Origin of the sequence: Vibrio sp. SCSIO 43153, assembly GCF_023716625.1 — a bacterium.
GTDB classification, from domain to species: Bacteria; Pseudomonadota; Gammaproteobacteria; order Enterobacterales; family Vibrionaceae; genus Vibrio; species Vibrio rotiferianus.
The window spans coordinates 2,875,434-2,898,953 of record NZ_CP071855.1; the positions used below are offsets into that span (position 1 = coordinate 2,875,434).

A 23,520-nucleotide genomic window follows, 5' to 3' on the forward strand; every position below is an offset into this window, starting at 1 on the left:
GTAAATGAGATTCTTAAAAATGAAGAGTTAACTCTTCTAAAAAGAATAAAGTGTGCCGACTTAGCTCAGTAGGTAGAGCAACTGACTTGTAATCAGTAGGTCACCAGTTCGATTCCGGTAGTCGGCACCATTCTTTTGCCTCGATAGCTCAGTCGGTAGAGCAGAGGATTGAAAATCCTCGTGTCGGTGGTTCGATTCCGCCTCGAGGCACCATATTTGGTGCACTTGCTTAAAGCAAGACACAAACAGAATAGTTCCTCCTTAGCTCAGTTGGTAGAGCGACGGACTGTTAATCCGCAGGTCACTGGTTCAAGTCCAGTAGGAGGAGCCAACTTTGAAAGCCAAGTCTTCGGACTTGGCTTTTTTCTTATCTGCAACACTCTCCCCCCTCTCTACTTTCATTTCCTTCTTTTCCTTTTCTCATCAATCTCCCCTCGAAACCTCGTTATAAACTCATACTTCATTTGATAAAAAGCACTTATTTCACGCTAAAAATTTAATCCAAATCATAGTTTCAACATTGATGCATAGGCGCTTGTGTACAAGTTCAATATGATGAATTTATTATTACGCCCCCTAATAAGCTATGCATTGCATAGTAAATAACACGCCTTGTGAGCTAACTATGAAATTAAAAACTCAAGCCTATTTATTATCTGCAATCATTTTGATTGCCCTGCTTGCTTTGACCGCAACGGGTCTTTGGACACTGCGCGTAGCAAGTAATCTAGATAACAAAGCTCGAGTTACAGAGCTATTTAAGAGTGCCTATAGCATTCTGACTGAAGTCGAGAAAATGGCAGTGGAAGGCAAAATGCCGGAAGACGAAGCAAAATCACTAGCGACTCGCCTACTTCGCAACAATATCTACAAAGATAACGAATATGTGTATGTTGCAGATGAAAATATGATGTTCGTAGCAGCACCGCTTGACCCTCAATTACACGGCACAAGTTTCCATGACTTCCGCGATGGCGATGGCAACAGTGTTGGCCAACTGATCTTAGATGTTCTGGGTCGAAAGACAGGTCAAATCGTTGAATATACTTGGACACAGAAACTGCCTGACGGCACGATTGAAGAAAAGCACTCTATCGCAGAGAAAACCCCGCACTGGAACTGGGTTGTCGGTACAGGCATTGGCTTTAACGAAGTAAATGCGCGCTTCTGGTCTACAGCGCAGTGGCAGCTTGCACTGTGTCTAGCGATCGCAGGGGCTATCCTGGGTGGTTTAATTATCTCTATCCGTAAAATGCTTAACCTGCTCGGTGGTGAGCCAAATGACGTACGTGAAGCAGTTCAAGCGGTTGCTCAGGGTAATATCCAAACCAGCTTTGAGTACGCGGCACCTAAAGACAGTATCTATGGCGCCGTACAGGACATGAGCCAATCGTTAGCTAAGATGGTTACTAACTTGGACGAATCAATGCATGCATTACGTTCAGAGCTGTCTGCTGTAGAGTCTCGCTCTAATTCCATTGCTGATTTGACCATGTCTCAACAACAATCAACAGCCATGATCGCAACCGCTATGACAGAAATGGCATCGTCAGCAAACCATGTAGCAAGTTCAGCAAGTGATACAGCACACAACACTGATGAAGCCGACAAACAGAGCCAGCACACACAATCACTGATCCACAGCACGGTAGACAACATTCAGGGCCTAGCAACGCAACTAAACACAGCAAGCAAAGCCGTGGCAGACCTAGATCAGGACGTAAACAGCATTGTTAAAGTGCTAGATGTCATTGGTGATATTGCAGAACAAACAAACCTACTGGCGTTGAATGCCGCAATTGAAGCTGCACGTGCAGGTGAACAAGGTCGAGGCTTCGCAGTTGTTGCAGATGAGGTTCGTAACTTAGCAGGTCGTACGCAAGATAGCACAAAAGAGATACAGCAAATGATCTCTAACCTACAAGAAGGCTCACGTAACGCAATTCACACGATGGAAATTTGTGCTGAAACTAGTGAAAGTACTGTGACAGAATCAATGAACGCGTCAGAAGCACTACAGCAGATCGTCACAGCATTAGAGTCAATCACTGGTATGAGTCAACAAATTGCTACGGCAGCGGCAGAACAAACTCAAGTGAGTGATGATATTGCACACCGTATTAATCTCATTGAAGAAAGTGGTAGCCAGCTAAATGTCGTCGTGACAGAGAGCCAATCAAGCACACAAACATTGGCATCTTTGGCTGATGAGCTCGAAGGCTGGGTCAACAAGTTCTCTGTAAAGCACTAGTTTAAAGTCAATTGTTCAATAAAAAGCACGTTTTAGGACGTGCTTTTTTTGTTTTTACTGATAAATAATAGCTACCGCCTTCTAAAACCGATGGCCGACATTGCCTATCAGGTGGTGATATTATGTCAAAAATGCATAAAAACACCCCATTACGCACACAAAAACAGCAAACGATATTTTTTTTGTATTTTATTGTTGACCTAAAAGCCGAAAAGCCTTTTAATACACCTCGTCGCCCGGATAGCTCAGTCGGTAGAGCAGAGGATTGAAAATCCTCGTGTCGGTGGTTCGATTCCGCCTCCGGGCACCACAATTTAAAATTGTTGGTGTCTAGCACGAACAATATAAAGAATAACGGTACGCCGACTTAGCTCAGTAGGTAGAGCAACTGACTTGTAATCAGTAGGTCACCAGTTCGATTCCGGTAGTCGGCACCATTTATTCTTACACAAGATAATTCCTCCTTAGCTCAGTTGGTAGAGCGACGGACTGTTAATCCGCAGGTCACTGGTTCAAGTCCAGTAGGAGGAGCCATCTTTCAGTTAGTAAGTCGATTACTTATTAACGAAAATGTGCCGACTTAGCTCAGTAGGTAGAGCAACTGACTTGTAATCAGTAGGTCACCAGTTCGATTCCGGTAGTCGGCACCACTTATTAAAATTTGTTCCTCCTTAGCTCAGTTGGTAGAGCGACGGACTGTTAATCCGCAGGTCACTGGTTCAAGTCCAGTAGGAGGAGCCATATTAGAAAAAGCCGCATCACTTGATGCGGCTTTTTTGCATCTGAAGAAAATCCACTGCCCCCCATCCACCTTTCTCTGAATAAACAAAAAGCCAGGTGATGTACCCAGCTTTCTCTTTTTTGTTTCGTATCAGTGAGCAGCTAAACAGAAGACTAGCTCAAACCTCCAAGACAGATGTACTTAGTCTCTTGATACTCATCCATGCCTTGCTTAGCACCTTCACGACCAATGCCAGATTCTTTAATCCCGCCAAACGGCGCAACTTCCGTAGAAATAATTCCTTCATTTACCCCTACCATGCCATATTCCAAACCTTCACTAAATTTGATGATGCGCTTCAAACTATCGGTGTAGAAGTAGCAAGCTAAACCATATTCAGTGTCATTCGCCATCGAGAGCACTTGTTCATCGTCATCAAAACTAATGACTGGCAGAACCGGACCAAACAACTCTTGTTGCACGATCGCCATACCTTGTTCGACATTACCTAAGATAACTGGCTCCATAAAGCGCCCAGGACGTTTTTGAGGCTGATTAAGTATCGTTGCTCCTTCTTGTACTGCCAGATCGATCACCGCCTCTAGACGATGCTTAGAGGCCATAGTAATAACAGGACCAAGAGTTGTATTTTCCTCAAGACCATTACCGACTGTAAGGCTTGCAGCTTTATCTAACAGCTTAGTTAAGAACATCTCCTTTACGCTCTGATGCACATATAAGCGGTTGGTACACACACAGGTTTGTCCGGCATTACGAAACTTAGAAGCAATCAAACCATTAGCTGCAGCTTCTAAATCTGCATCGTCAAAAACAATAAAAGGCGCGTTTCCACCTAATTCCATAGAAGCTGCTTTAACCGTATCACTCGCCTGCTTCATTAAGATCTTGCCTACACGCGTAGAACCAGTGAAAGAGATCTTCTTAATGCGAGGATCGGTACTCAAAACTACGCCAAACTCCGCGGCTTGTTCAGAAAGAACAGTAGACAATAGGGCTTTAGGGATACCAGCCTGATGAGCAAGCTCCACCACAGCCAGAGCAGTCAAAGGAGTTAATTCAGAAGGTTTAATGATCATCCCACATCCCGCAGCCAAAGCAGGCGCCGCTTTTCGGGTGATCATTGCAATAGGGAAATTCCATGGTGTAATCGCTGCACACACGCCTACGGGCTGTTTGATGGTAGAGAGGCGTCTATCTACAGCAGGAGCAGGAATAACCTCACCATAGGCACGTTTAGCCTCCTCTGCGAACCATTCTACAAAAGAAGCTCCGTATGCGACCTCTCCACGACTTTCAGTAAGGGGTTTACCTTGTTCTAAGGTAATGATGTTCGCGATGTCTTCCGTATGCTCTACAAGCAATTGGAACCACTTTTTCAGGGAAGTGGAACGTGCTTTAGCGCTGAGTTTTGCCCATTCGATTTGAGCTAACTTACATGCCTCTATTTGCGCATCGAGCTCGTCCAAAGAACTAGGCTTTAAGTGAATCAACTCTTTTTCAGTGGCAGGATTAATAACTGCAATCCCATCTTGAGAAGAAAGGTTTTCGAATAAGACTCTTAGCGTTTCACTTTGTATCTGCTGCATCATTAGATTGTACTCCCAAAAGAACCTGTATTAGGTTAATCCTTCCAATGAACAAGAGTAAAGCAAACATAGTTTTCTTCGGTCTTTACTCATGCGAACAGCAACCTGCTTTTACACTTTGAACTGCCATGAATAGGCGGACTAACGTACCAATGATATTCACTCATCTCAAAGTGACATCATTTTGCACTAAAAAGATATACACCCACTCAAAGGCTAGATTCGTAAATAAACGGCAGGAAACATACACCGAGAATAGTTTAACCTTTTAGATGAACAAATGGGGGGTTACTGACTACAGGCAAGCCCTTACAAGGTTCTTTACCTAGAAATAAGGCACAATTTTACTTTCTAAAGAAGTGAGCAAACAGCTAGGATTGCAGGTAATTGGCCTCTTACACAATCGCGACTCATTCGCTGGTAGACAAACAGAGCGATTAGATACTAAAAGGCGCTATCACTTCTTCCGGGACGTGTTATTTAGGGCTTTGCCTGAATAAGTGGCGAGCTGGCGGAGATGCCTAGTCCGGGGTTGCAGGCAACCGGAACTCGTTCCCTGAAAGGGAAATTATTATGCTCTAAAACGACAAAACCCAGTCCGAAGACTGGGTTTCTAAATAAGTGGCGAAGTGACTGGGCTTGCACTCAATTGGACTCGCACACGAGCGGGACTCGTTGGTCGTAGACCAAAATAATAGCGCAAACGAAAAAGCCCTAGCATTTCTGCTAGGGCTTTGTCTGAATAAGTGGCGGAGCGGACGGGACTCGAACCCGCGACCCCCGGCGTGACAGGCCGGTATTCTAACCAACTGAACTACCGCTCCGCACTGGTTAGACATTTAAGTCTAAGTTTTTGTCTTCACTTTTTCATAAAAAGTGAAAATAAAATACAAGCCTGGCGATGTCCTACTCTCACATGGGGAAGCCCCACACTACCATCGGCGCTAATTCGTTTCACTTCTGAGTTCGGAATGGAAATCAGGTGGGTCCAAATCGCTATGGTCGCCAAGCAAATTCTTTAATTCGGAAAGCTGTTTTCGTTCTTAACACATTCAATGTTCTTACATTGAGTCCATCAAAACCCCTTGGGTGTTGTATGGTTAAGCCTCACGGGCAATTAGTACAGGTTAGCTCAACGCCTCACAACGCTTACACACCCTGCCTATCAACGTTCTAGTCTCGAACAACCCTTTAGGATACTTAAAGTATCAGGGAAGACTCATCTCAGGGCTCGCTTCCCGCTTAGATGCTTTCAGCGGTTATCGATTCCGAACTTAGCTACCGGGCAATGCGTCTGGCGACACAACCCGAACACCAGAGGTTCGTCCACTCCGGTCCTCTCGTACTAGGAGCAGCCCCCTTCAATCTTCCAACGCCCACGGCAGATAGGGACCGAACTGTCTCACGACGTTCTAAACCCAGCTCGCGTACCACTTTAAATGGCGAACAGCCATACCCTTGGGACCGACTTCAGCCCCAGGATGTGATGAGCCGACATCGAGGTGCCAAACACCGCCGTCGATATGAACTCTTGGGCGGTATCAGCCTGTTATCCCCGGAGTACCTTTTATCCGTTGAGCGATGGCCCTTCCATTCAGAACCACCGGATCACTATGACCTGCTTTCGCACCTGCTCGAATTGTCATTCTCGCAGTCAAGCGGGCTTATGCCATTGCACTAACCTCACGATGTCCAACCGTGATTAGCCCACCTTCGTGCTCCTCCGTTACGCTTTGGGAGGAGACCGCCCCAGTCAAACTACCCACCAGGCACTGTCCGTAACCCCGATAAGGGGTCGACGTTAGAACATCAACACTACAAGGGTGGTATTTCAAGGACGGCTCCACCAACACTGGCGTGCTGGTTTCAAAGCCTCCCACCTATCCTACACATGTAGGGTCAATGTTCAGTGCCAAGCTGTGTAAAGGTTCACGGGGTCTTTCCGTCTAGCCGCGGGTACACTGCATCTTCACAGCGATTTCAATTTCACTGAGTCTCGGGTGGAGACAGCGTGGCCATCATTACGCCATTCGTGCAGGTCGGAACTTACCCGACAAGGAATTTCGCTACCTTAGGACCGTTATAGTTACGGCCGCCGTTTACCGGGGCTTCGATCAAGAGCTTCGACCGAAGTCTAACCCCATCAATTAACCTTCCGGCACCGGGCAGGCGTCACACCGTATACGTCATCTTACGATTTTGCACAGTGCTGTGTTTTTAATAAACAGTTGCAGCCACCTGGTATCTGCGACTCTCAATAGCTCCATCCGCAAGGGACTTCACCGTCGAGAGCGTACCTTCTCCCGAAGTTACGGTACCATTTTGCCTAGTTCCTTCACCCGAGTTCTCTCAAGCGCCTTGGTATTCTCTACCCGACCACCTGTGTCGGTTTGGGGTACGATTCCTTACAATCTGAAGCTTAGAGGCTTTTCCTGGAAGCATGGCATCAATGACTTCACTACCGTAGTAGCTCGACGTCGTGTCTCAGCCTTAAGAAGAGCCGGATTTACCTAACTCTTCAGCCTACGCACTTGAACCTGGACAACCGTCGCCAGGCCCACCTAGCCTTCTCCGTCCCCCCATCGCAATTGTAAGAAGTACGGGAATATTAACCCGTTTCCCATCGACTACGCCTTTCGGCCTCGCCTTAGGGGTCGACTTACCCTGCCCCGATTAACGTTGGACAGGAACCCTTGGTCTTCCGGCGAGGAGGTTTTTCACCCCCTTTATCGTTACTCATGTCAGCATTCGCACTTCTGATACCTCCAGCAGCTTTACAACCACCTTCAACGGCTTACAGAACGCTCCCCTACCCAATGAAGTAAACTTCATTGCCGCAGCTTCGGTTTATAGCTTAGCCCCGTTACATCTTCCGCGCAGGCCGACTCGACTAGTGAGCTATTACGCTTTCTTTAAATGATGGCTGCTTCTAAGCCAACATCCTAGCTGTCTAAGCCTTCCCACATCGTTTCCCACTTAGCTATAATTTGGGACCTTAGCTGGCGGTCTGGGTTGTTTCCCTCTCCACGACGGACGTTAGCACCCGCCGTGTGTCTCCCGGATAGTACTTACTGGTATTCGGAGTTTGCAAAGGGTTGGTAAGTCGGGATGACCCCCTAGCCTTAACAGTGCTCTACCCCCAGTAGTATTCGTCCGAGGCGCTACCTAAATAGCTTTCGGGGAGAACCAGCTATCTCCAGGTTTGATTGGCCTTTCACCCCTAGCCACAAGTCATCCGCTAATTTTTCAACATTAGTCGGTTCGGTCCTCCAGTTGATGTTACTCAACCTTCAACCTGCCCATGGCTAGATCACCTGGTTTCGGGTCTATATCCAGAGACTGAACGCCCAGTTAAGACTCGGTTTCCCTACGGCTCCCCTAGATGGTTAACCTTGCCACTGAATATAAGTCGCTGACCCATTATACAAAAGGTACGCAGTCACACCACGAAGGTGCTCCTACTGCTTGTACGTACACGGTTTCAGGTTCTATTTCACTCCCCTCACAGGGGTTCTTTTCGCCTTTCCCTCACGGTACTGGTTCACTATCGGTCAGTCAGTAGTATTTAGCCTTGGAGGATGGTCCCCCCATATTCAGACAGGATATCACGTGTCCCGCCCTACTCGATTTCACTGAATGTGCGTTGTCAACTACGGGGCTATCACCCTGTATCGCCGGACTTTCCAGACCGTTCGTCTAACGCATATAAAGCTTAAGGGCTAGTCCAATTTCGCTCGCCGCTACTTTCGGAATCTCGGTTGATTTCTTTTCCTCGGGGTACTTAGATGTTTCAGTTCCCCCGGTTCGCCTCCTGCTGCTATGTATTCACAACAGGATACTTGCTTATGCAAGTGGGTTTCCCCATTCGGAAATCCCAGACTCAAATGGTTTTTACTACCTAATCTGGGCTTATCGCAAGTTAATACGTCCTTCATCGCCTCTGACTGCCAAGGCATCCACCGTGTACGCTTAGTCACTTAACCATACAACCCGAAGGAGTTTCGAGTTGATGAACAAGTCACCAAAGTTGTCTGCAATTTTTATACATGATGCAGACTCGATTTTGCCGGACTCAAATTCCAAGAACACTTGAATGTGTTGTATTGGTGTTTGTCATAAAGACAAACATTGAGAACTTTACAATCAACAATAAATTGTTGATTTGTCAGCTTTCCAAATTGTTAAAGAGCAGATTTCTTAATGAAACCATTTTTAAAAGCACTCATTGAATGCGCTTAAAGATGGTGGAGCTATGCGGGATCGAACCGCAGACCTCCTGCGTGCAAGGCAGGCGCTCTCCCAGCTGAGCTATAGCCCCATCAAGGTGTCGATACTGCATACCAACTTCAAAGGAAATTGGTGGGTCTGAGTGGACTCGAACCACCGACCTCTCGCTTATCAGGCGAACGCTCTAACCACCTGAGCTACAGACCCAGTATCGTCTCTTTTACTTTATAAACCGTATCAATCTGTGTGGACACTCATCGTGAGTAATCATCGTATAAGGAGGTGATCCAGCGCCAGGTTCCCCTAGCGCTACCTTGTTACGACTTCACCCCAGTCATGAACCACAAAGTGGTAAGCGTCCTCCCGAAGGTTAAACTACCTACTTCTTTTGCAGCCCACTCCCATGGTGTGACGGGCGGTGTGTACAAGGCCCGGGAACGTATTCACCGTGGCATTCTGATCCACGATTACTAGCGATTCCGACTTCACGGAGTCGAGTTGCAGACTCCGATCCGGACTACGACGCACTTTTTGGGATTCGCTCACTCTCGCAAGTTGGCTGCCCTCTGTATGCGCCATTGTAGCACGTGTGTAGCCCTACTCGTAAGGGCCATGATGACTTGACGTCGTCCCCACCTTCCTCCGGTTTATCACCGGCAGTCTCCCTGGAGTTCCCGACATTACTCGCTGGCAAACAAGGATAAGGGTTGCGCTCGTTGCGGGACTTAACCCAACATTTCACAACACGAGCTGACGACAGCCATGCAGCACCTGTCTCAGAGTTCCCGAAGGCACCAATCCATCTCTGGAAAGTTCTCTGGATGTCAAGAGTAGGTAAGGTTCTTCGCGTTGCATCGAATTAAACCACATGCTCCACCGCTTGTGCGGGCCCCCGTCAATTCATTTGAGTTTTAATCTTGCGACCGTACTCCCCAGGCGGTCTACTTAACGCGTTAGCTCCGAAAGCCACGGCTCAAGGCCACAACCTCCAAGTAGACATCGTTTACGGCGTGGACTACCAGGGTATCTAATCCTGTTTGCTCCCCACGCTTTCGCATCTGAGTGTCAGTATCTGTCCAGGGGGCCGCCTTCGCCACCGGTATTCCTTCAGATCTCTACGCATTTCACCGCTACACCTGAAATTCTACCCCCCTCTACAGTACTCTAGTCTGCCAGTTTCAAATGCAATTCCGAGGTTGAGCCCCGGGCTTTCACATCTGACTTAACAAACCACCTGCATGCGCTTTACGCCCAGTAATTCCGATTAACGCTCGCACCCTCCGTATTACCGCGGCTGCTGGCACGGAGTTAGCCGGTGCTTCTTCTGTCGCTAACGTCAAATAATGCAGCTATTAACTACACTACCTTCCTCACGACTGAAAGTGCTTTACAACCCGAAGGCCTTCTTCACACACGCGGCATGGCTGCATCAGGCTTGCGCCCATTGTGCAATATTCCCCACTGCTGCCTCCCGTAGGAGTCTGGACCGTGTCTCAGTTCCAGTGTGGCTGATCATCCTCTCAGACCAGCTAGGGATCGTCGCCTTGGTGAGCCATTACCTCACCAACTAGCTAATCCCACCTAGGCATATCCTGACGCGAGAGGCCCGAAGGTCCCCCTCTTTGGCCCGTAGGCATTATGCGGTATTAGCCATCGTTTCCAATGGTTATCCCCCACATCAGGGCAATTTCCTAGGCATTACTCACCCGTCCGCCGCTCGACGCCGTTATCGTTCCCCGAAGGTTCAGATAACTCGTTTCCGCTCGACTTGCATGTGTTAGGCCTGCCGCCAGCGTTCAATCTGAGCCATGATCAAACTCTTCAATTTAAGATTTTGTTCGGCTCAATGGATACTGAACATTACATAAGTAATGTTTGAATTGACTGTGCTGAGTCTTTCGACTCAATGGTCACTTCGTATCATTGAAACCTAATTTGAAACCGAAGTTTCTAATTGGATTATCATCAACGAGTGCCCACACAGATTGATAGGTTTATATTGTTAAAGAGCTTGCTTATCGAGAAGTTTTTCTCTCAAAGCGGAGGTGAATTCTAAAGAGATAATTGAGAGTGTCAAACACTTTTTCAATTTATTTTCTCAGAAGCTATTTACCTCTTCGACTCTGCTGAAGCCTTATCGCGTCTGCCGTGTCGATGGATGCGCATTATAGAGAAGCGGACATTTTTGGCAATAGTAAAAGTGCATTTTTTTCTAAAAAACATGCCAACTGGATGCTTTTCACCCAGAGCTAACATTACCCCAAGGAATGACTCATATTTTGCACATCTTATCCACAATTTTCTGTGGATAATTGGTTAATCATCACTATCGAAGAAATATGAAATACGAGACCTTGGGTTAAGGTACTCTTTGATTTTATCAGGTAACTTCGATGGATGAATTGCATTAACAATTTTTAAGTCTTTAGCCGCCAAGTCAATTATGGGTGCTTGCGTTCTTGGCACTTCGGGATCATAAATGAGGACATTTGGGCAAAGTAAGTTCGAACTATTAACCGAGATAACTAACCCGACCATGTTGTTAGATAGCTGCACAACTGTTCCTGGAGGGAAAACACCCATGAACTTGATTAAGATATTCAAGTTATCGTTATCATAAAGGTGCTTGCAATTCTTATATAGATGAGAGAGTGCGGTGTAAGGAATCTTTTGCTCTGACGCAATCGGGTTATGACACAAATTGTCAAACGCATTTGCGACTGATACTACTTGGGTATAAGGATCTATTTCGCTGCCCTTTAGCCCTTCAGGGTAACCTGAACCATCTGCTACCTCATGGTGCTGTGCGATTACACGCTTTGCGCTTTCTGGAAATGCTGCAATGTTCTTAGCTAAGTCAACTCCATATTTAGTATGCAGCTTTAAATAGTTACACTCTGGTTCTGTCAACGGTGTTTGTTTTCTCAAAATAGCAGTGGGGATTTTGATTTTCCCCATGTCATGAAACAGTGCAGCAAAAGATAACTCCTTCAGCTGTTGAGCATTAAAACCTTTTGCTTTACCGATCATCATTGAGATAACAGCTACGTTAAGAGAATGAAAGTAAATATCCTCAAACTCATTTTTGCCATTCATAAGATGCAAAGTTACGTTATCGTCGCACATCAGTTTCTCGACGATATCATCCACCAACAACACAGCTTCATCGACAGCGTCTATTGGTCGGTTACGTATTTTCGTCATCACTGATCGCATTCTTGCCAGCGAGCGCTCAAACTCTTTTTCACATTGGATAACTCTACGACGGTAAGCACTCAGCTTTTCAATTCGCTTTTGCTTTTCTTGCCATAGCTTTTTTGTTTCCTCATCAATAGAGCTCTCATTGACCACTTCTTGTTTTATTTCACTGTTTACAGGAAGGGGCTCTGCATCACTTTGTGAGAGATTGAGATATACAAACTTTACGCCCAAATGACGAATCATTTCGACTTGTTCTTGGTCTTTGATCTTAAAGCTATTAAGAAGAAATGGATGCTCATTCCACTTTAAAGGAAGGCGAATATGAAGCCCAGGTTGAATACGATCCACTGTAATTTTGATACTAGCCACTTTTAAAACAACGAATTAACCTAACTAGGATTTTTAATAGTAGTGGATTTTGTAAATTAAATCATCCATAGCTGCCACTGATTGGAGCGCTTTGTGTAAGAAAATATCTATAAGAATGCTCTATCTGCTTGTCTTAATTTAAGTTCACCGGAAAAGTGGCAACAACGCGTTTTCGCTTGTTGGGTGATTTGAGTCATAAGAGCCTGCACTGCCGAGCGGGCCATTTCACTGATAGGAAAGTGAACTGCTGATACTGGTGGATACAAACCTGAACAAAGATCTACGCTATCAAAACTAACCAATGAAATTTGATCTGGTACTTTTATCCCTTCTTTATTTAAGTATTGCATTGCGCCAAAGGTCATTTCCTCACTGCAAGAAAACACTGCGGTAATATCAGGATGACGATGGATAAGTTGTTCCATTGCAGCAAAGCCACTTTGACGGCCATAATTACCCTCGACCCACCAGCTGTCATCCACGCTTATACCCGCCGTTTTCATTGCGTTTATGTAACCGAATCTACGCAATAGACTATTGTGACGACTTGAAGGACCAGATATGCAACCAATATTCTTGTGCCCTTGCTTTATCAGATGCTCAGTCGCTACTTGACTTGCATTCAAATGATCGAACGTAACACACCTATCTTCCAAACCATCAACTTGACGATCTAAAAGCACAAAGGGGGTCGGTAATTTAGCCAGTTCACGTAAGTCATCATCAGAAAGATAACGGCTATGGAGCACATACCCATCGCAGCGAAGGTCACTAAATCGTTGAATAGCCTCTCGCTCACCTTCGGCTAAATGATGTCCTTGCGCTGTAATGAGGAACTTCTTGTGAGTGTCCAGTTCAGTCTGAACTTGTTCCATCATCTCACCAAAGAATCCCCCGGTGTAGTAGGTCACAAGAAGACCGACCATATTGCTAGAAGAGGTGGCAAGTGAGCGAGCGATTGCACTAGGACGATAGTTTAGCTCCGCCATAGCAGCTTCAACTTTCTTCCTTGTTTCCTCACGAAACTTCCCCTCCCCATTAATAATGCGAGAAACGGTTGAGCGGTTTACTCCTGCGAGTTCGGCGACGTCTTTAATCCTTGCCATAATGCTTATATATCCCAACAGCTTGTTTTGATAATGGTGACAATACGAAAAGTGGCTGCCAGCAAATCGTAAGGTGCTTAGGGGGCGATGCTGACAGCCTTAATCATACACTGGCTACTTTGCTTGGAGAAATAAGAGCCGAGTAATCCGTGACAGTCATACCATGCTTAGTGAGCTCTTGTTGAAGAACCGAAGACGTCAGCACTTGAAGTTCCAACTCACGCTGCAAGGCGTAACTGCTTTTCAGCAGAAGAGGCTGATCAGCTTCAGCTGGATGGCACATAACTTCAACCACATCATATTGGGCTTTCAAACTCAACAAATGCTTCATGATGCCTTCTAAACTAACCCCTTGATCATAGAATTCATCAGTAAAGTAATAATTCACTCTGTTCTCTATATGGCACAAACCGCTACCACGCAAAGGGACTTTGTATTTCTGAGCAACCTTTCGAATCACCGGAAGCAATTGTGGGTGTGTATGCGCATGATGATGGCTATCTAAATGACTCAGAGACAATCCCAATTTTAGAAATGCCTCGACTTGAGCGATTGCCTCTTGGTAGACCACCTCTTCTTCGAAGTCCTGTTTCTTCCACAATTCATCATAACTAACAAATCGCGCCTGGCCATTGGTCAGGTTTGGATGCCCTGTTAACGGAGAGCCTGTGGTAAAACGAAGGTGCACGCCAATCTTTAAGTTCGGATTTTGCTTTGCCAATTCCACAGCATGTTCTTCAGCATCCATTCCCACCATCATAGTGGTTGAACGAACCACTCCTTGTTGGTGGGCTTCGACAATGCCTTTATTCACACCGGGTGTTAAACCAAAATCATCGGCATTAAAAATTACTTTCATTGGCGTGTCTCCTCGCTCTACAACGTTGTTAATTTGAATTGAGGCAGATAAGGAGCGTTCACTGCTAAGATCTCATCCAATATGGATTTGGCTCGACCAATATCTGGAACAAGTGGGTTATTGGTTAACGCCATTAATGCTTTGTCGTAGCTTCCTTCAACTGCAGCTTCGATAGCGAGTTGCTCATAAGCTTTAACTTGATGAAGTAGGCCTTTGACATTGCTTGATAGTTCACCAACCGCAAGCGGCTTCGCTCCCCAACTGCCGATCACAGCACTACACTCAATCACAGCGTCATCTGGTAAACCATTGATAGCCCCATTGTTTAACACGTTCACTACATGAATGCTGTTACGGTTGTTATAAATTGAGTCGACGAGGTTTAATGACGCATCTGAGTAATAGGCACCGCCTCGCTCTTCCAACTCTTTTGGTTTGTGGTCTAGGTTCGGGTCTTGATACAGCTTAAATAACGCACTCTCCGTCTCCATTACTTGCTCTGCTCGCGTGCCTTGCTCCCCCGCACTCTGCTTTTCTTCTGCTAGCATCGCATCGGTTTGATAGAAATAGCGATGATAAGGACAAGGAATGGCTCCAAGCGCTTTAAGAAATGCCGGATCCCACGGTTCTTCCCAGATATTCTTCATACTGAAGTTTGCGCCATCCCCAACTTTTTCCAGAACGATTTGAGTAATATCTTCGCCTTTAAGCCACGCCTTCAATACCCAAACAAGATGGTTCAAACCTGCAAACTCAAGTTGAAGCTCTTTCGGTTCGCAATCCATCATTTCAGCAATCATCATTTCCATAGACACCGGAACGTTACACAATCCAATGCTCTTTACGTTGGTGTATTTACTGACAGCTTCTGATACCAAACCCGCAGGGTTAGTAAAGTTGAGCATCCACGCATTAGGCGCTAACTCTTCAATGTCTTTACAAATATCAAGAATAACCGGAATGGTACGCAGCGCTTTGGCAAAACCACCAGGCCCTGTTGTTTCTTGGCCTATAACGTCATATTTAATCGGAATGCGCTCATCATTCGCTCGTGCAGCCAAGCCACCAACACGGAATTGGGTCATGACAAAATCGGCGTCTTTAATCGCATCTCGGCGATCGAAGCTCGCTTTGATTTCAATATCTGCTCCCGCCTTGTCAACCATGCGTTGCGCCAAGCCTTTAATGATCTCTAACTTCTCCGCCCCCGATTCAATATCAACAAAGTGCATCTGCTTTACAGGCAGGAACTCTAAACGTTTTATTACGCCTTCAACAAGCTCTGGGGTATAACTACTACCACCACCGATAATGGCGAGTTTGATTGCATTTCTTGGCATAGCGACGTCCTTATTTTTCTGCTAACTGCTTATTCAACGCGACAATTTCCACTGCTATTTCTTGCGCTAAGATTGTCGTCATCAAATGATCTTGAGCGTGTACCATCACCAAGGTCATTGGCACTTTTCCTTCACCCTGATCTTCTTCAATTAGTTGGGTTTGAATCAGGTGGGCTTTGTTGATGCACTCTCTTGCTTGAGAAAGCTTTTCCTCTGCGGCTGAAAAATCCTTCTCTCTCGATAAACGCAATGCCTCATAGCTCAAACTTCTGGCTTCACCTGCATTACAGATAATTTCCATTACGACTAATTCTTGTTCCATCTCTTCTCTCCAGAAACATGGGCTGCCATGTGACAGCCCAATTACTATTAAGCAGTCACGCCTTCGCCAGATGGCTGTTCAGCATCCTTACTTTCTTTGCTCGTAGGTAACTCTTGTTCCATCACCTGCTTCTCAAACATCTTGAAGAACGGCAGATAAATAAAGAGGTCAAGAATCAGTAGGCCAATCACCAACAGCACTGGTGAGAACGTCCAACCACTACCCCATGAAGCACCAATCAATGCAGGCGTTGTCCAAGGTGTAGTCGCAACCCCCATGCCCACAAAGCCAAGCTGTACTGCAAAGTAAGCAATAGTTGCGTTAACGATTGGCGCAAATACAAAGGGAATAAACAGGATTGGGTTCATTACTACTGGGCTACCAAAAATCACAGGTTCATTGATTTGGAAGAAACCCGGCACAGCACTCATTCGGCCGATACTCTTAAGGTGCGCGGAACGGCTAAATGACATCAGCATCACTAGTGCAAGTGTTGCGCCCGAACCACCAATAAAGATATAGAAATCCCAGAATGGTTGGGTGAATACGTTTGGAATTGGTTGGCCCGCAACAAACGCATCAATGTTAGCGCTGATGTTGGTAAGGAAGATTGGCGATAGAAGACCAACTACAATCGCCGCACCGTGAATACCAGCAAACCAAAGTAGCTGACACACCAGCAATGCACCAATGATTGCAGGTAAGGTATTCGATGCACTGATCAGTGGTTTGAACATCGCCATAACCGCATCAGGGATCAGCATGTCATATTGAGTTTGAACAAAAATACTTAGCGGATACAAGGTTAGGAATATAGCGAGTACTGGCAAAAGGACCTCGAAAGAACGAGCGATTGCAGGTGGTACTTGCTCTGGCATGCGGATCGTAATGTTGTGCTTTTTCATAAAGCGGTAAAGCTCAACCGCAAAGAAAGCACACATTACCGCGGTAAAGATTCCGGTACCGCCCATGTGCTTCATAGCTAGTGCTCCATCTTTAGCTGGAGCAGCAACCAAAAGGAAGCTCATCAGTGATAATACCGCGCTGGTGATCCCATCCATTTTGTATGCTTTGGCCAAGCTATAGGCGACCCCAAGCGAGACAAATATAGTCATGATCCCCATCGACATATTAAAGGGCATCATAATGGTGTCGAAATGTGTGGTGGCGAAGTCTAACCAAACTCGCCCGAGTGTAAATGTGGTGTCTTCAGCAAATGGTGGGAAAGCAAAAATTAAGATAAAACTACCAACAATAATAAACGGCATTGCCACAATAAATCCGTCTCTCATTGCTCTAACATGGGGTTGATTTCCCACTTTTGCCGCAATAGGGGCTATATGCTTTTCGACTATTCCTATAATCGCATCATAAAGCTTCATAGAGTCTATCCTTATTTTTAGACAAAAGAATCCCGCACCAAATATTTATATTTAGTGAATATTCTTCTTTCTATTTAAAGTTATTGAATTAGTTAATCAGTTCTAATGCTTGTTGTAATACTTCTTCGCCTTTCATCATTCCATAAGCTTGTGGAGAAATAGCATCAATATTTTTACCGTGCTCTTGTGCGGTTTTACGCAATTCTTCTAGTTGGAATCGCACCTGAGGACCAAGCAAACACACATCGTACTCTTTGATCGCTTCATCAAATGCGTTTACCGATAACGCATCAATCTTGCACTCAAGCCCTTGCTTTTCAGCAGCTTGCTCCATTTTCTTCACAAGCATACTGGTCGACATCCCTGCGCTGCAGCATAAAAGAATTTTTTTCATGGCCTTACTCCCGTTGTGTAAATTTCAACCTACAAAAACTGTAGCAAAAATAACCAACACAAAAAAGCGCAACCGGTTGCGTTGAGTATGAACAAGATCCCATTTTCAATATAAAAAGTGTGTCATTTCGTTATTTAACGAAATTCAACCTCATCTTTATCGAGTAAGAAAAACTGAGCTCAATAAGAATTTTGGTGAAGATTATCTATTAAAAATAAATTTATATCGGAGTATAAAAAGGAATAAATCATCATTAGATTTTTATTTAAACTACCAATAAACATTAAGCTAAAGAATGATTTAGTTATGTGCTAAAAAAAGCCAAAGGTGGCAGAGTTAACTCTATGACCTTTGGCTCTACTTTACTGACTATGATAGTTCTGGCAGGTTTTAGTATGAGTAAACTTTAGTTCGCTTTCTGTAATTCATTAAAAGGCGTACCAGCAGAGTTGCTGTATAGCGTTGCTAGAATGTCCATTGCGGTTTCACTCCAAAGCCCAAAGTAACCATCAAGGTGGGAGAACATCCCCATTGCATGCGCCATCTCATGCTTGGCCATTTGGTAATCCCAGCTGCACTGCCCATTTCCCATATTCACCCACAATAAAGAACTAGCACTATAAGTATGTGCTGCAGGATTAACCACCAAACTCAAATTACCAGTATATGGCCCTATCGATGCATTCCCACACATTTCCTGCGGATCGTTCGCCCACTCAGTACTATAGTATGCGGTTCCTTGGGAAAAAACTAAGCCCCCAATAATCCCATGAGCGTTTTTAAAGCTTGCTTCACTATACGTATAGTTCCCGCGGTTCTCAGTGGGAAAAGAGAGATCTCTGTAGCCACTGAGATCATCTGTCAGAAGGTGAAAATCAGTAAAAATATTCCCCAAGCGGCTTTCGATTTGGTTTACGGCTTCAACGACGGCAGTTGGTGGTTGTGTTCCTTCTAAAGAAACATAGTAAAGCGGTATCTGGTTAGTCGTATCAAACCTCACCGTTCCATTCTGAACCAATTTTTGGCCATCTAGATAATCACTGTATAGACTAGGGAAACCTTGCACAAAGTTTGTTTCTTTAACCAGGCTAGCAAACTCATCTCCACCAACAGTCGTTGGTGCTGAACCACCATCTCCTCCTCCACAACCAGCCAATACAACAACGCCAGACGCAAACACTGCTAAATACTTACCATTCATAAAACAACCACATTTATTAGTTAACTATACTTTTTATTTATTCTTTAATGATAATTGTATGATTTATAAAGTAATATGATTCGAATCAACAAATACCAGTACTAACACAAAAGTCACCTTTGCAATATGGTTCTGATGGACGAACAATTAGGGGACATTCAACCGGACAAGGCGCCTGCTGCCACGCTGGGTTTGAATTCACAAACTCCAGATACAACAAAGCCCCGACTTTCGTCGAGGCTTTGTCTTGGAATATGGTACCGGTGGGCGACTTGATTGGACAGGCACTCCTGCCGCCACGCTGGATTTGAATTCACAAAACCCAGATACAACAAAGCCCCGACTTTCGTTGAGTCTCTGTCTTGGAATATGGTACCGGTGGGTGACTTGATTGGACACGCACTCCTGCCGCCACGCTGGATTTGAATTCACAAAACCCAGATACAACAAAGCCCCGACTTTCGTCGAGGCTCTGTCTTAGAATATGGTACCGGTGGGCGGACTTGAACCGCCACGCCCGAAGGCAACGGATTTTGAATCCGTCGTGTATACCAATTTCACCACACCGGCATCTCTAGGCTATCGCCCTTTGATGGTTGGCATTATACGGAAGCTTTTGACCTACGCAAGCAGAAAAACCTTTAATAACTATCGTTTGCTGATAATTTCGCCACAAACTGTGACAAAGAAGATCTTAGCTTAGCTAACCCTACAAACTGCTCAGCCCTTATAAGCGGTTAACGGTAATATCCGAAACATAACCATTGCCAACGCTAGAGAGTGCATCATGAATCATCTTCGCAGCATCACCTGCACTCATAAAACCGCTAGTATCTAGTGATTTACCACTAGTCTCCCAAAACTCCGTTGCCATACCGCCAGGATAAACAGCGATAATCTTCATCGGTTTGCCTTTTAGCTCCATACGAACGGACTCAATCAAACCTTTTACTGCCCACTTTACTGCACAATAAGTCGATTCTTGTGCCTTTGGTAACTGTGCAGCTGTAGACATCACCATCACGACGCTGATTGGTTGATCTTGATAGCGCTTTACTAACTCTCTCAGGACATGAATCGCCGAAGTGAGATTATTTTCAATTAGCTTTTTAATCTCTTGCGGGTCTTGCTCTGCTAACAAACCAAAATAACCACTTCCAGCACAATGAATCAGAGTCGAGGGCGTTTGAGGCAACTCATCAAACAAACGCTCAACTTGATATGCGTCGATAAGATCGCAGCTTCTCGTCTGAGCTTTGTTTGAGAGATGTTGAGCCAGCGTATCTAACTTCTTTTCACTACGCCCTATTAGCAGGGTTTCTTTACCTTGAGCATCATACAATTTGGCCAGTTGAGCTCCTAAGCCACTGCTTGCGCCAGTAATTACGATCATCTTGTACCTCTAACTATGTCATTCGTAATCTTCTTTACTAAGCAAGGTAACGCATGTTTGACGGTTTCACAGTTTGCATGATACGAACTTTGAACTGGATTACTTTGTGAGTCACGATAAAGTCACTTTGAACACGTGATTTGTTTACAATTAGAGACTCTGTGCGTTAGCTCTCTTTTCACCGGCGGACGGAATCTATATTCTGACGCACGATTTTAAAGGTAAGTAATGGAATTATGACTACTTCTACAACTCTTCCACCAGCGGGTTTTTTCCGTCGACTCGCAGCGTTGTTTTACGACACACTGATTATCCTTGCGATTGAGATGATGGCGGCAGGTGTAGTAATGGCGATTGTCTTTGCGCTGAACGCGGCAGGATTGCTGAGCTATGGAGAATATGTGGATGCAGCAGATATGCTAGGAAAGCATCCGGTATTAAGCCCATTGTTCACGCTGTATCTTGCTGTGGTATGGATCTACTTTTTTGTGTTCTTCTGGACTCGTGCGGGGCAAACCTTAGGTATGCGAGCTTGGAAGATACAAGTACGTAATAGCAAAGATGGTGCACCAATTACAGTGACACAGGCTCTTATTCGTATAGCGACATCTGGTTTTGGTCTGGCTAACCTAACGGTGCCAATTGACCCTCAAAAACGTGGTTTCCACGATATTTGGGCAAAAACTGAAGTCGTGGTCTTGCCTAAAGCAAAATAGCTTAGTGGCAAAAGTAGAATAAAAAAAGGAAGGCACGGTGCCTTCCTTTTTCATATTTATCGCTTTTGAAAACCTACAGTTTTCTTCTTAGCAAAGATACTGCAATGGCTAGGAACACCAAGCTTGGCGCTAGTGCGCCGAATACAGGCGGTATGCCATATACCAAGGTAAGTGGTCCAAAGAACTCACTGGATATATAGAAAGTAAAACCCGCTACCACGCCTGAGAGTACCCTTGCGCCCATGGTAACACTACGTAACGGCCCAAAGACAAACGACAACGCCATCAGCATCATAACTGCAATAGACAGCGGCTGAGATAACTTACGCCAAAATGCCAACTCATACCGCGAGGCGTCCTGCTCTGAGGCTTTCAAATACGTTACGTAATCATACAAACCACTTAGAGAAAGCTCTTCTGGCTTCACCGTTACGACTGCCAGTTTGTCTGGCGCCAATGAGGTATGCCACTCCATCTGTTCCACTTGACGCTTAGAAATGACATTTTCATTCTGCATATCAGTAATTTGAACATTGTGCATTAGCCAATTATTGTTATTTTGATAATCAACTTCTTCAGAAAAGATCACTTTTTCAAGATTCTTATCGTCATCAAAACGCCACATATTCAAGCCGTACAGCTTTTCATCTTCGACTTTACCAATAAAGATGAAGTCATTCGCATCTTTTGCCCATACGCCGGCTCGTACAGAGACAATACTCCCTCCAGACAGCGCAAATGAGCGTAAGTCTCGTGCCATTTTCTGAGCTTCAGGGGCTCCCCACTGACCGAGCGTCATCACGATAAGCATCAATGGCACCGCAGTTTTAAGCACCGATAGACCGATATCCAACTTAGAGAAACCCGATGCTTGCATAACAACCAGTTCAGAACTTGATGCCAGCATACCTAAACCAATCAATGCCCCCAATAAAGCTGCCATAGGGAAAAACATTTCAATGTCTCTAGGCACACTTAGTAGGACAAAATACAATGCATGAAGTAAGTCATAAGCACCCTTTCCTACTTTTCGCAATTGTTCTACGTATTTGATTATCCCTGAGAGGCCAACGAAGGTCGCTAAAACCAAGGCTGTTGTAGAAATAATTGTTCTACCTATGTAAAGGTCTAGAATTTTAAACACAGCTTACACGAGCCTCTTCTTGCGGAATTTATCTTTAACTTTTCTGACAGACACACTGTCCATCATGTTTGCCATAACAGCGACTATAAGTAGCATTATATTAATGGGCCACATACCAACATATGTAGGTAAAGAGCCATCCTCAATTGCCGACTTTGTTGCACTCATAGCTAAGAAGTAAGCTAGGTAAATCAATATAGCTGGACCCATTTTGGCAAATCGCCCTTGACGTGGGTTCACCGCAGACAAGGGAATGACTAACATGGTCAAAAGTGGAATACATACAAATAGCGAAATACGCCATTGCAATTCGGCTTGGGCATGGCGACTAGGATGACCAATCAAATCTACTGTAGCAAAGGCCTCCCAATCTCGACCTTTGTGTTTTACTTCCCTCTGACCGATTAGGCCTTCGTACTCATCAAACTTTGTTACCATATACTCAACACGAGTTGGCACGCCTTCATAACGCGTCCCATCTTGCATGGTAATAACCTGACGGCCATCTGATAGCTCTTTCACAACCCCTGAGGTCGAAAAAATCACGCTTGGTAAGATCGAGTCTCTTGGACGCATTTGAGCCACGAACACATGCTTAAGCTCGTTGTCTCTTATATCATCAATAAAAACAACTGAAGACCCATCAGGCGTACCTTGGAATTGTCCTTTCTTGAGCAAATCAACGCTATTTTCAGAAGCAACTTGTTCTAGGAGAGACTCTACTTTGTCTTGAGACCAAGGGGACAACCACAACGAGTTAAAAGCAGCAACGCTTGACGTAATGACAGCTAAAGACAAGGCGGCCTGGATCAAAAATTTATTCCCAATCCCCGTCGCATTCATTACCACAATTTCACTCTCTGCGTATAAGCGGCCAAAAGTGATCAATATGCCGATATACAAACTCAAAGGCAGCATTAATAACCCCATCGCTGGCATGTTTAAGCCAACAATAGAAAAAATTAATCCTGCTGGGATGTCTCCGTCTGAAGCATCGGCAAGAACACTGATAAACTTCTGGCTCACAAACACCAAAAAAAGTACGAAAAAGATCGCAAATTGACTCTTGAGTGTTTCGCGGATCAAATATCTAACAATAATCACGCTCAAATTACCTATACAAAACTTGTTTTTTTGGTCGAATCACTATAGTTTCCCGTTGAACCATTTATTTTTTTAAAAATTATAAACTAGATGTTAGCGCTTAAATCAGCTCTATTGGTAAGACCTGAGCTTAAATTCAACAAGTAAGCGATCATTATCTAACATTTAGAGCAATTTGTCTTC

General features: G+C 44.9%; 14 protein-coding genes, 12 tRNA genes and 3 rRNA genes. 10 read left to right on the plus strand and 19 right to left on the minus strand.

Annotated features, from left to right (window positions below; translation table 11 throughout):
• Positions 1–54 precede the first annotated feature (54 nt).
• From J4N37_RS13705 to J4N37_RS13745, 9 genes are all read left to right on the plus strand, one after another.
• Positions 55–130, plus strand: a tRNA-Thr gene (locus J4N37_RS13705).
• Between the two features lie 7 nt (positions 131–137).
• Positions 138–213: transfer RNA gene (locus tag J4N37_RS13710), tRNA-Phe, on the plus strand.
• Between the two features lie 42 nt (positions 214–255).
• Positions 256–331 (plus strand) — tRNA-Asn (locus J4N37_RS13715).
• 294 nt (positions 332–625) lie between these two features.
• A complete protein-coding gene (locus tag J4N37_RS13720) occupies positions 626–2,251 on the plus strand; it encodes a methyl-accepting chemotaxis protein (protein ID WP_182027299.1) in 1,626 nt (541 codons plus the stop codon).
• A gap of 234 nt (positions 2,252–2,485) precedes the next feature.
• Positions 2,486–2,561, plus strand: a tRNA-Phe gene (locus J4N37_RS13725).
• 51 nt (positions 2,562–2,612) lie between these two features.
• Positions 2,613–2,688 (plus strand) — tRNA-Thr (locus tag J4N37_RS13730).
• Between the two features lie 21 nt (positions 2,689–2,709).
• Positions 2,710–2,785 (plus strand) — tRNA-Asn (locus J4N37_RS13735).
• A 40-nt stretch (positions 2,786–2,825) separates the two neighbouring features.
• Positions 2,826–2,901 (plus strand) — tRNA-Thr (locus J4N37_RS13740).
• A 15-nt stretch (positions 2,902–2,916) separates the two neighbouring features.
• Positions 2,917–2,992: transfer RNA gene (locus J4N37_RS13745), tRNA-Asn, on the plus strand.
• A gap of 153 nt (positions 2,993–3,145) precedes the next feature.
• Here the strand turns inward: J4N37_RS13745 and J4N37_RS13750 are convergent.
• The 17 genes from J4N37_RS13750 to J4N37_RS13830 form a co-directional block, all read right to left on the minus strand.
• Positions 3,146–4,582, minus strand: a complete 1,437-nt coding sequence (locus J4N37_RS13750) for an NAD-dependent succinate-semialdehyde dehydrogenase (RefSeq protein ID WP_182027300.1) — start codon at positions 4,580–4,582, stop codon at positions 3,146–3,148.
• A 744-nt stretch (positions 4,583–5,326) separates the two neighbouring features.
• Positions 5,327–5,403: transfer RNA gene (locus J4N37_RS13755), tRNA-Asp, on the minus strand.
• Positions 5,404–5,472: 69 nt separating this feature from the next.
• Positions 5,473–5,589, minus strand: a 5S ribosomal RNA gene (gene rrf, locus J4N37_RS13760).
• 86 nt (positions 5,590–5,675) lie between these two features.
• Positions 5,676–8,562: ribosomal RNA gene (locus J4N37_RS13765) — 23S ribosomal RNA — on the minus strand.
• Between the two features lie 259 nt (positions 8,563–8,821).
• Positions 8,822–8,897 (minus strand) — tRNA-Ala (locus J4N37_RS13770).
• 39 nt (positions 8,898–8,936) lie between these two features.
• Positions 8,937–9,013: transfer RNA gene (locus J4N37_RS13775), tRNA-Ile, on the minus strand.
• A gap of 68 nt (positions 9,014–9,081) precedes the next feature.
• Positions 9,082–10,634, minus strand: a 16S ribosomal RNA gene (locus J4N37_RS13780).
• Together the 16S, 23S and 5S rRNA genes with 3 tRNA genes alongside form the textbook arrangement of a ribosomal RNA operon.
• 488 nt (positions 10,635–11,122) lie before the next feature.
• A complete protein-coding gene (locus tag J4N37_RS13785; protein WP_010450368.1) occupies positions 11,123–12,376 on the minus strand; it encodes a cyclic di-GMP phosphodiesterase in 1,254 nt (417 codons plus the stop codon).
• Between the two features lie 107 nt (positions 12,377–12,483).
• Positions 12,484–13,482 (minus strand): LacI family DNA-binding transcriptional regulator, encoded by a 999-nt coding sequence (locus J4N37_RS13790; protein ID WP_252041181.1) that lies wholly within the window; start codon positions 13,480–13,482, stop codon positions 12,484–12,486.
• 103 nt (positions 13,483–13,585) lie between these two features.
• Complete coding sequence (chbG, locus tag J4N37_RS13795; protein ID WP_252041182.1) at positions 13,586–14,341, minus strand: chitin disaccharide deacetylase; 756 nt, start codon at positions 14,339–14,341, stop codon at positions 13,586–13,588.
• Positions 14,342–14,358: 17 nt separating this feature from the next.
• Positions 14,359–15,681, minus strand: coding sequence for a 6-phospho-beta-glucosidase (locus J4N37_RS13800; RefSeq protein ID WP_252041184.1), 1,323 nt, complete (start codon positions 15,679–15,681; stop codon positions 14,359–14,361).
• A gap of 10 nt (positions 15,682–15,691) precedes the next feature.
• Positions 15,692–16,003 (minus strand): PTS lactose/cellobiose transporter subunit IIA, encoded by a 312-nt coding sequence (locus tag J4N37_RS13805; protein ID WP_252041187.1) that lies wholly within the window; start codon positions 16,001–16,003, stop codon positions 15,692–15,694.
• A gap of 47 nt (positions 16,004–16,050) precedes the next feature.
• A complete protein-coding gene (locus tag J4N37_RS13810) occupies positions 16,051–17,385 on the minus strand; it encodes a PTS sugar transporter subunit IIC (RefSeq protein WP_010450374.1) in 1,335 nt (444 codons plus the stop codon).
• Between the two features lie 88 nt (positions 17,386–17,473).
• Positions 17,474–17,779, minus strand: a complete 306-nt coding sequence (locus J4N37_RS13815) for a PTS sugar transporter subunit IIB (protein WP_005448803.1) — start codon at positions 17,777–17,779, stop codon at positions 17,474–17,476.
• A gap of 406 nt (positions 17,780–18,185) precedes the next feature.
• Positions 18,186–18,980, minus strand: a complete 795-nt coding sequence (locus J4N37_RS13820) for a hypothetical protein (RefSeq protein WP_252041189.1) — start codon at positions 18,978–18,980, stop codon at positions 18,186–18,188.
• Positions 18,981–19,465: 485 nt separating this feature from the next.
• A tRNA-Leu gene (locus tag J4N37_RS13825) sits at positions 19,466–19,550 on the minus strand.
• 157 nt (positions 19,551–19,707) lie between these two features.
• Entirely contained in the window at positions 19,708–20,373 is a 666-nt protein-coding gene (locus J4N37_RS13830) for an SDR family NAD(P)-dependent oxidoreductase (protein WP_252041191.1), read from the minus strand.
• A gap of 236 nt (positions 20,374–20,609) precedes the next feature.
• Between J4N37_RS13830 and J4N37_RS13835 the strand changes: the two genes are divergently transcribed.
• The gene (locus tag J4N37_RS13835; protein WP_010450380.1) at positions 20,610–21,089 is read left to right on the plus strand and encodes an RDD family protein; all 480 of its coding nucleotides are present in this window, start codon (positions 20,610–20,612) and stop codon (positions 21,087–21,089) included.
• Between the two features lie 73 nt (positions 21,090–21,162).
• Here J4N37_RS13835 and lptG read toward each other — a convergent pair whose 3' ends face one another.
• Positions 21,163–22,233: an LPS export ABC transporter permease LptG gene (lptG, locus tag J4N37_RS13840; protein ID WP_045391621.1), complete on the minus strand. Its 1,071-nt coding sequence runs from the start codon at positions 22,231–22,233 to the stop codon at positions 21,163–21,165.
• A 3-nt stretch (positions 22,234–22,236) separates the two neighbouring features.
• A complete protein-coding gene (lptF, locus tag J4N37_RS13845) occupies positions 22,237–23,337 on the minus strand; it encodes an LPS export ABC transporter permease LptF (protein WP_252041193.1) in 1,101 nt (366 codons plus the stop codon).
• Between the last annotated feature and the right edge of the window lie 183 nt (positions 23,338–23,520).

What these genes read in the sequence shown, in the direction of transcription:
- J4N37_RS13720 (WP_182027299.1), top strand. Translation starts at nt 626, where the DNA reads ATGAAATTAAAAACTCAAGCCTATTTATTATCTGCAATCATTTTGATT.
- J4N37_RS13750 (WP_182027300.1), bottom strand. Translation starts at nt 4,582, where the DNA reads ATGATGCAGCAGATACAAAGTGAAACGCTAAGAGTCTTATTCGAAAAC.
- J4N37_RS13790 (WP_252041181.1), bottom strand. Translation starts at nt 13,482, where the DNA reads ATGGCAAGGATTAAAGACGTCGCCGAACTCGCAGGAGTAAACCGCTCA.
- chbG (WP_252041182.1), bottom strand. Translation starts at nt 14,341, where the DNA reads ATGAAAGTAATTTTTAATGCCGATGATTTTGGTTTAACACCCGGTGTG.
- J4N37_RS13800 (WP_252041184.1), bottom strand. Translation starts at nt 15,681, where the DNA reads ATGCCAAGAAATGCAATCAAACTCGCCATTATCGGTGGTGGTAGTAGT.
- J4N37_RS13805 (WP_252041187.1), bottom strand. Translation starts at nt 16,003, where the DNA reads ATGGAACAAGAATTAGTCGTAATGGAAATTATCTGTAATGCAGGTGAA.
- J4N37_RS13810 (WP_010450374.1), bottom strand. Translation starts at nt 17,385, where the DNA reads ATGAAGCTTTATGATGCGATTATAGGAATAGTCGAAAAGCATATAGCC.
- J4N37_RS13815 (WP_005448803.1), bottom strand. Translation starts at nt 17,779, where the DNA reads ATGAAAAAAATTCTTTTATGCTGCAGCGCAGGGATGTCGACCAGTATG.
- J4N37_RS13820 (WP_252041189.1), bottom strand. Translation starts at nt 18,980, where the DNA reads ATGAATGGTAAGTATTTAGCAGTGTTTGCGTCTGGCGTTGTTGTATTG.
- J4N37_RS13830 (WP_252041191.1), bottom strand. Translation starts at nt 20,373, where the DNA reads ATGATCGTAATTACTGGCGCAAGCAGTGGCTTAGGAGCTCAACTGGCC.
- J4N37_RS13835 (WP_010450380.1), top strand. Translation starts at nt 20,610, where the DNA reads ATGACTACTTCTACAACTCTTCCACCAGCGGGTTTTTTCCGTCGACTC.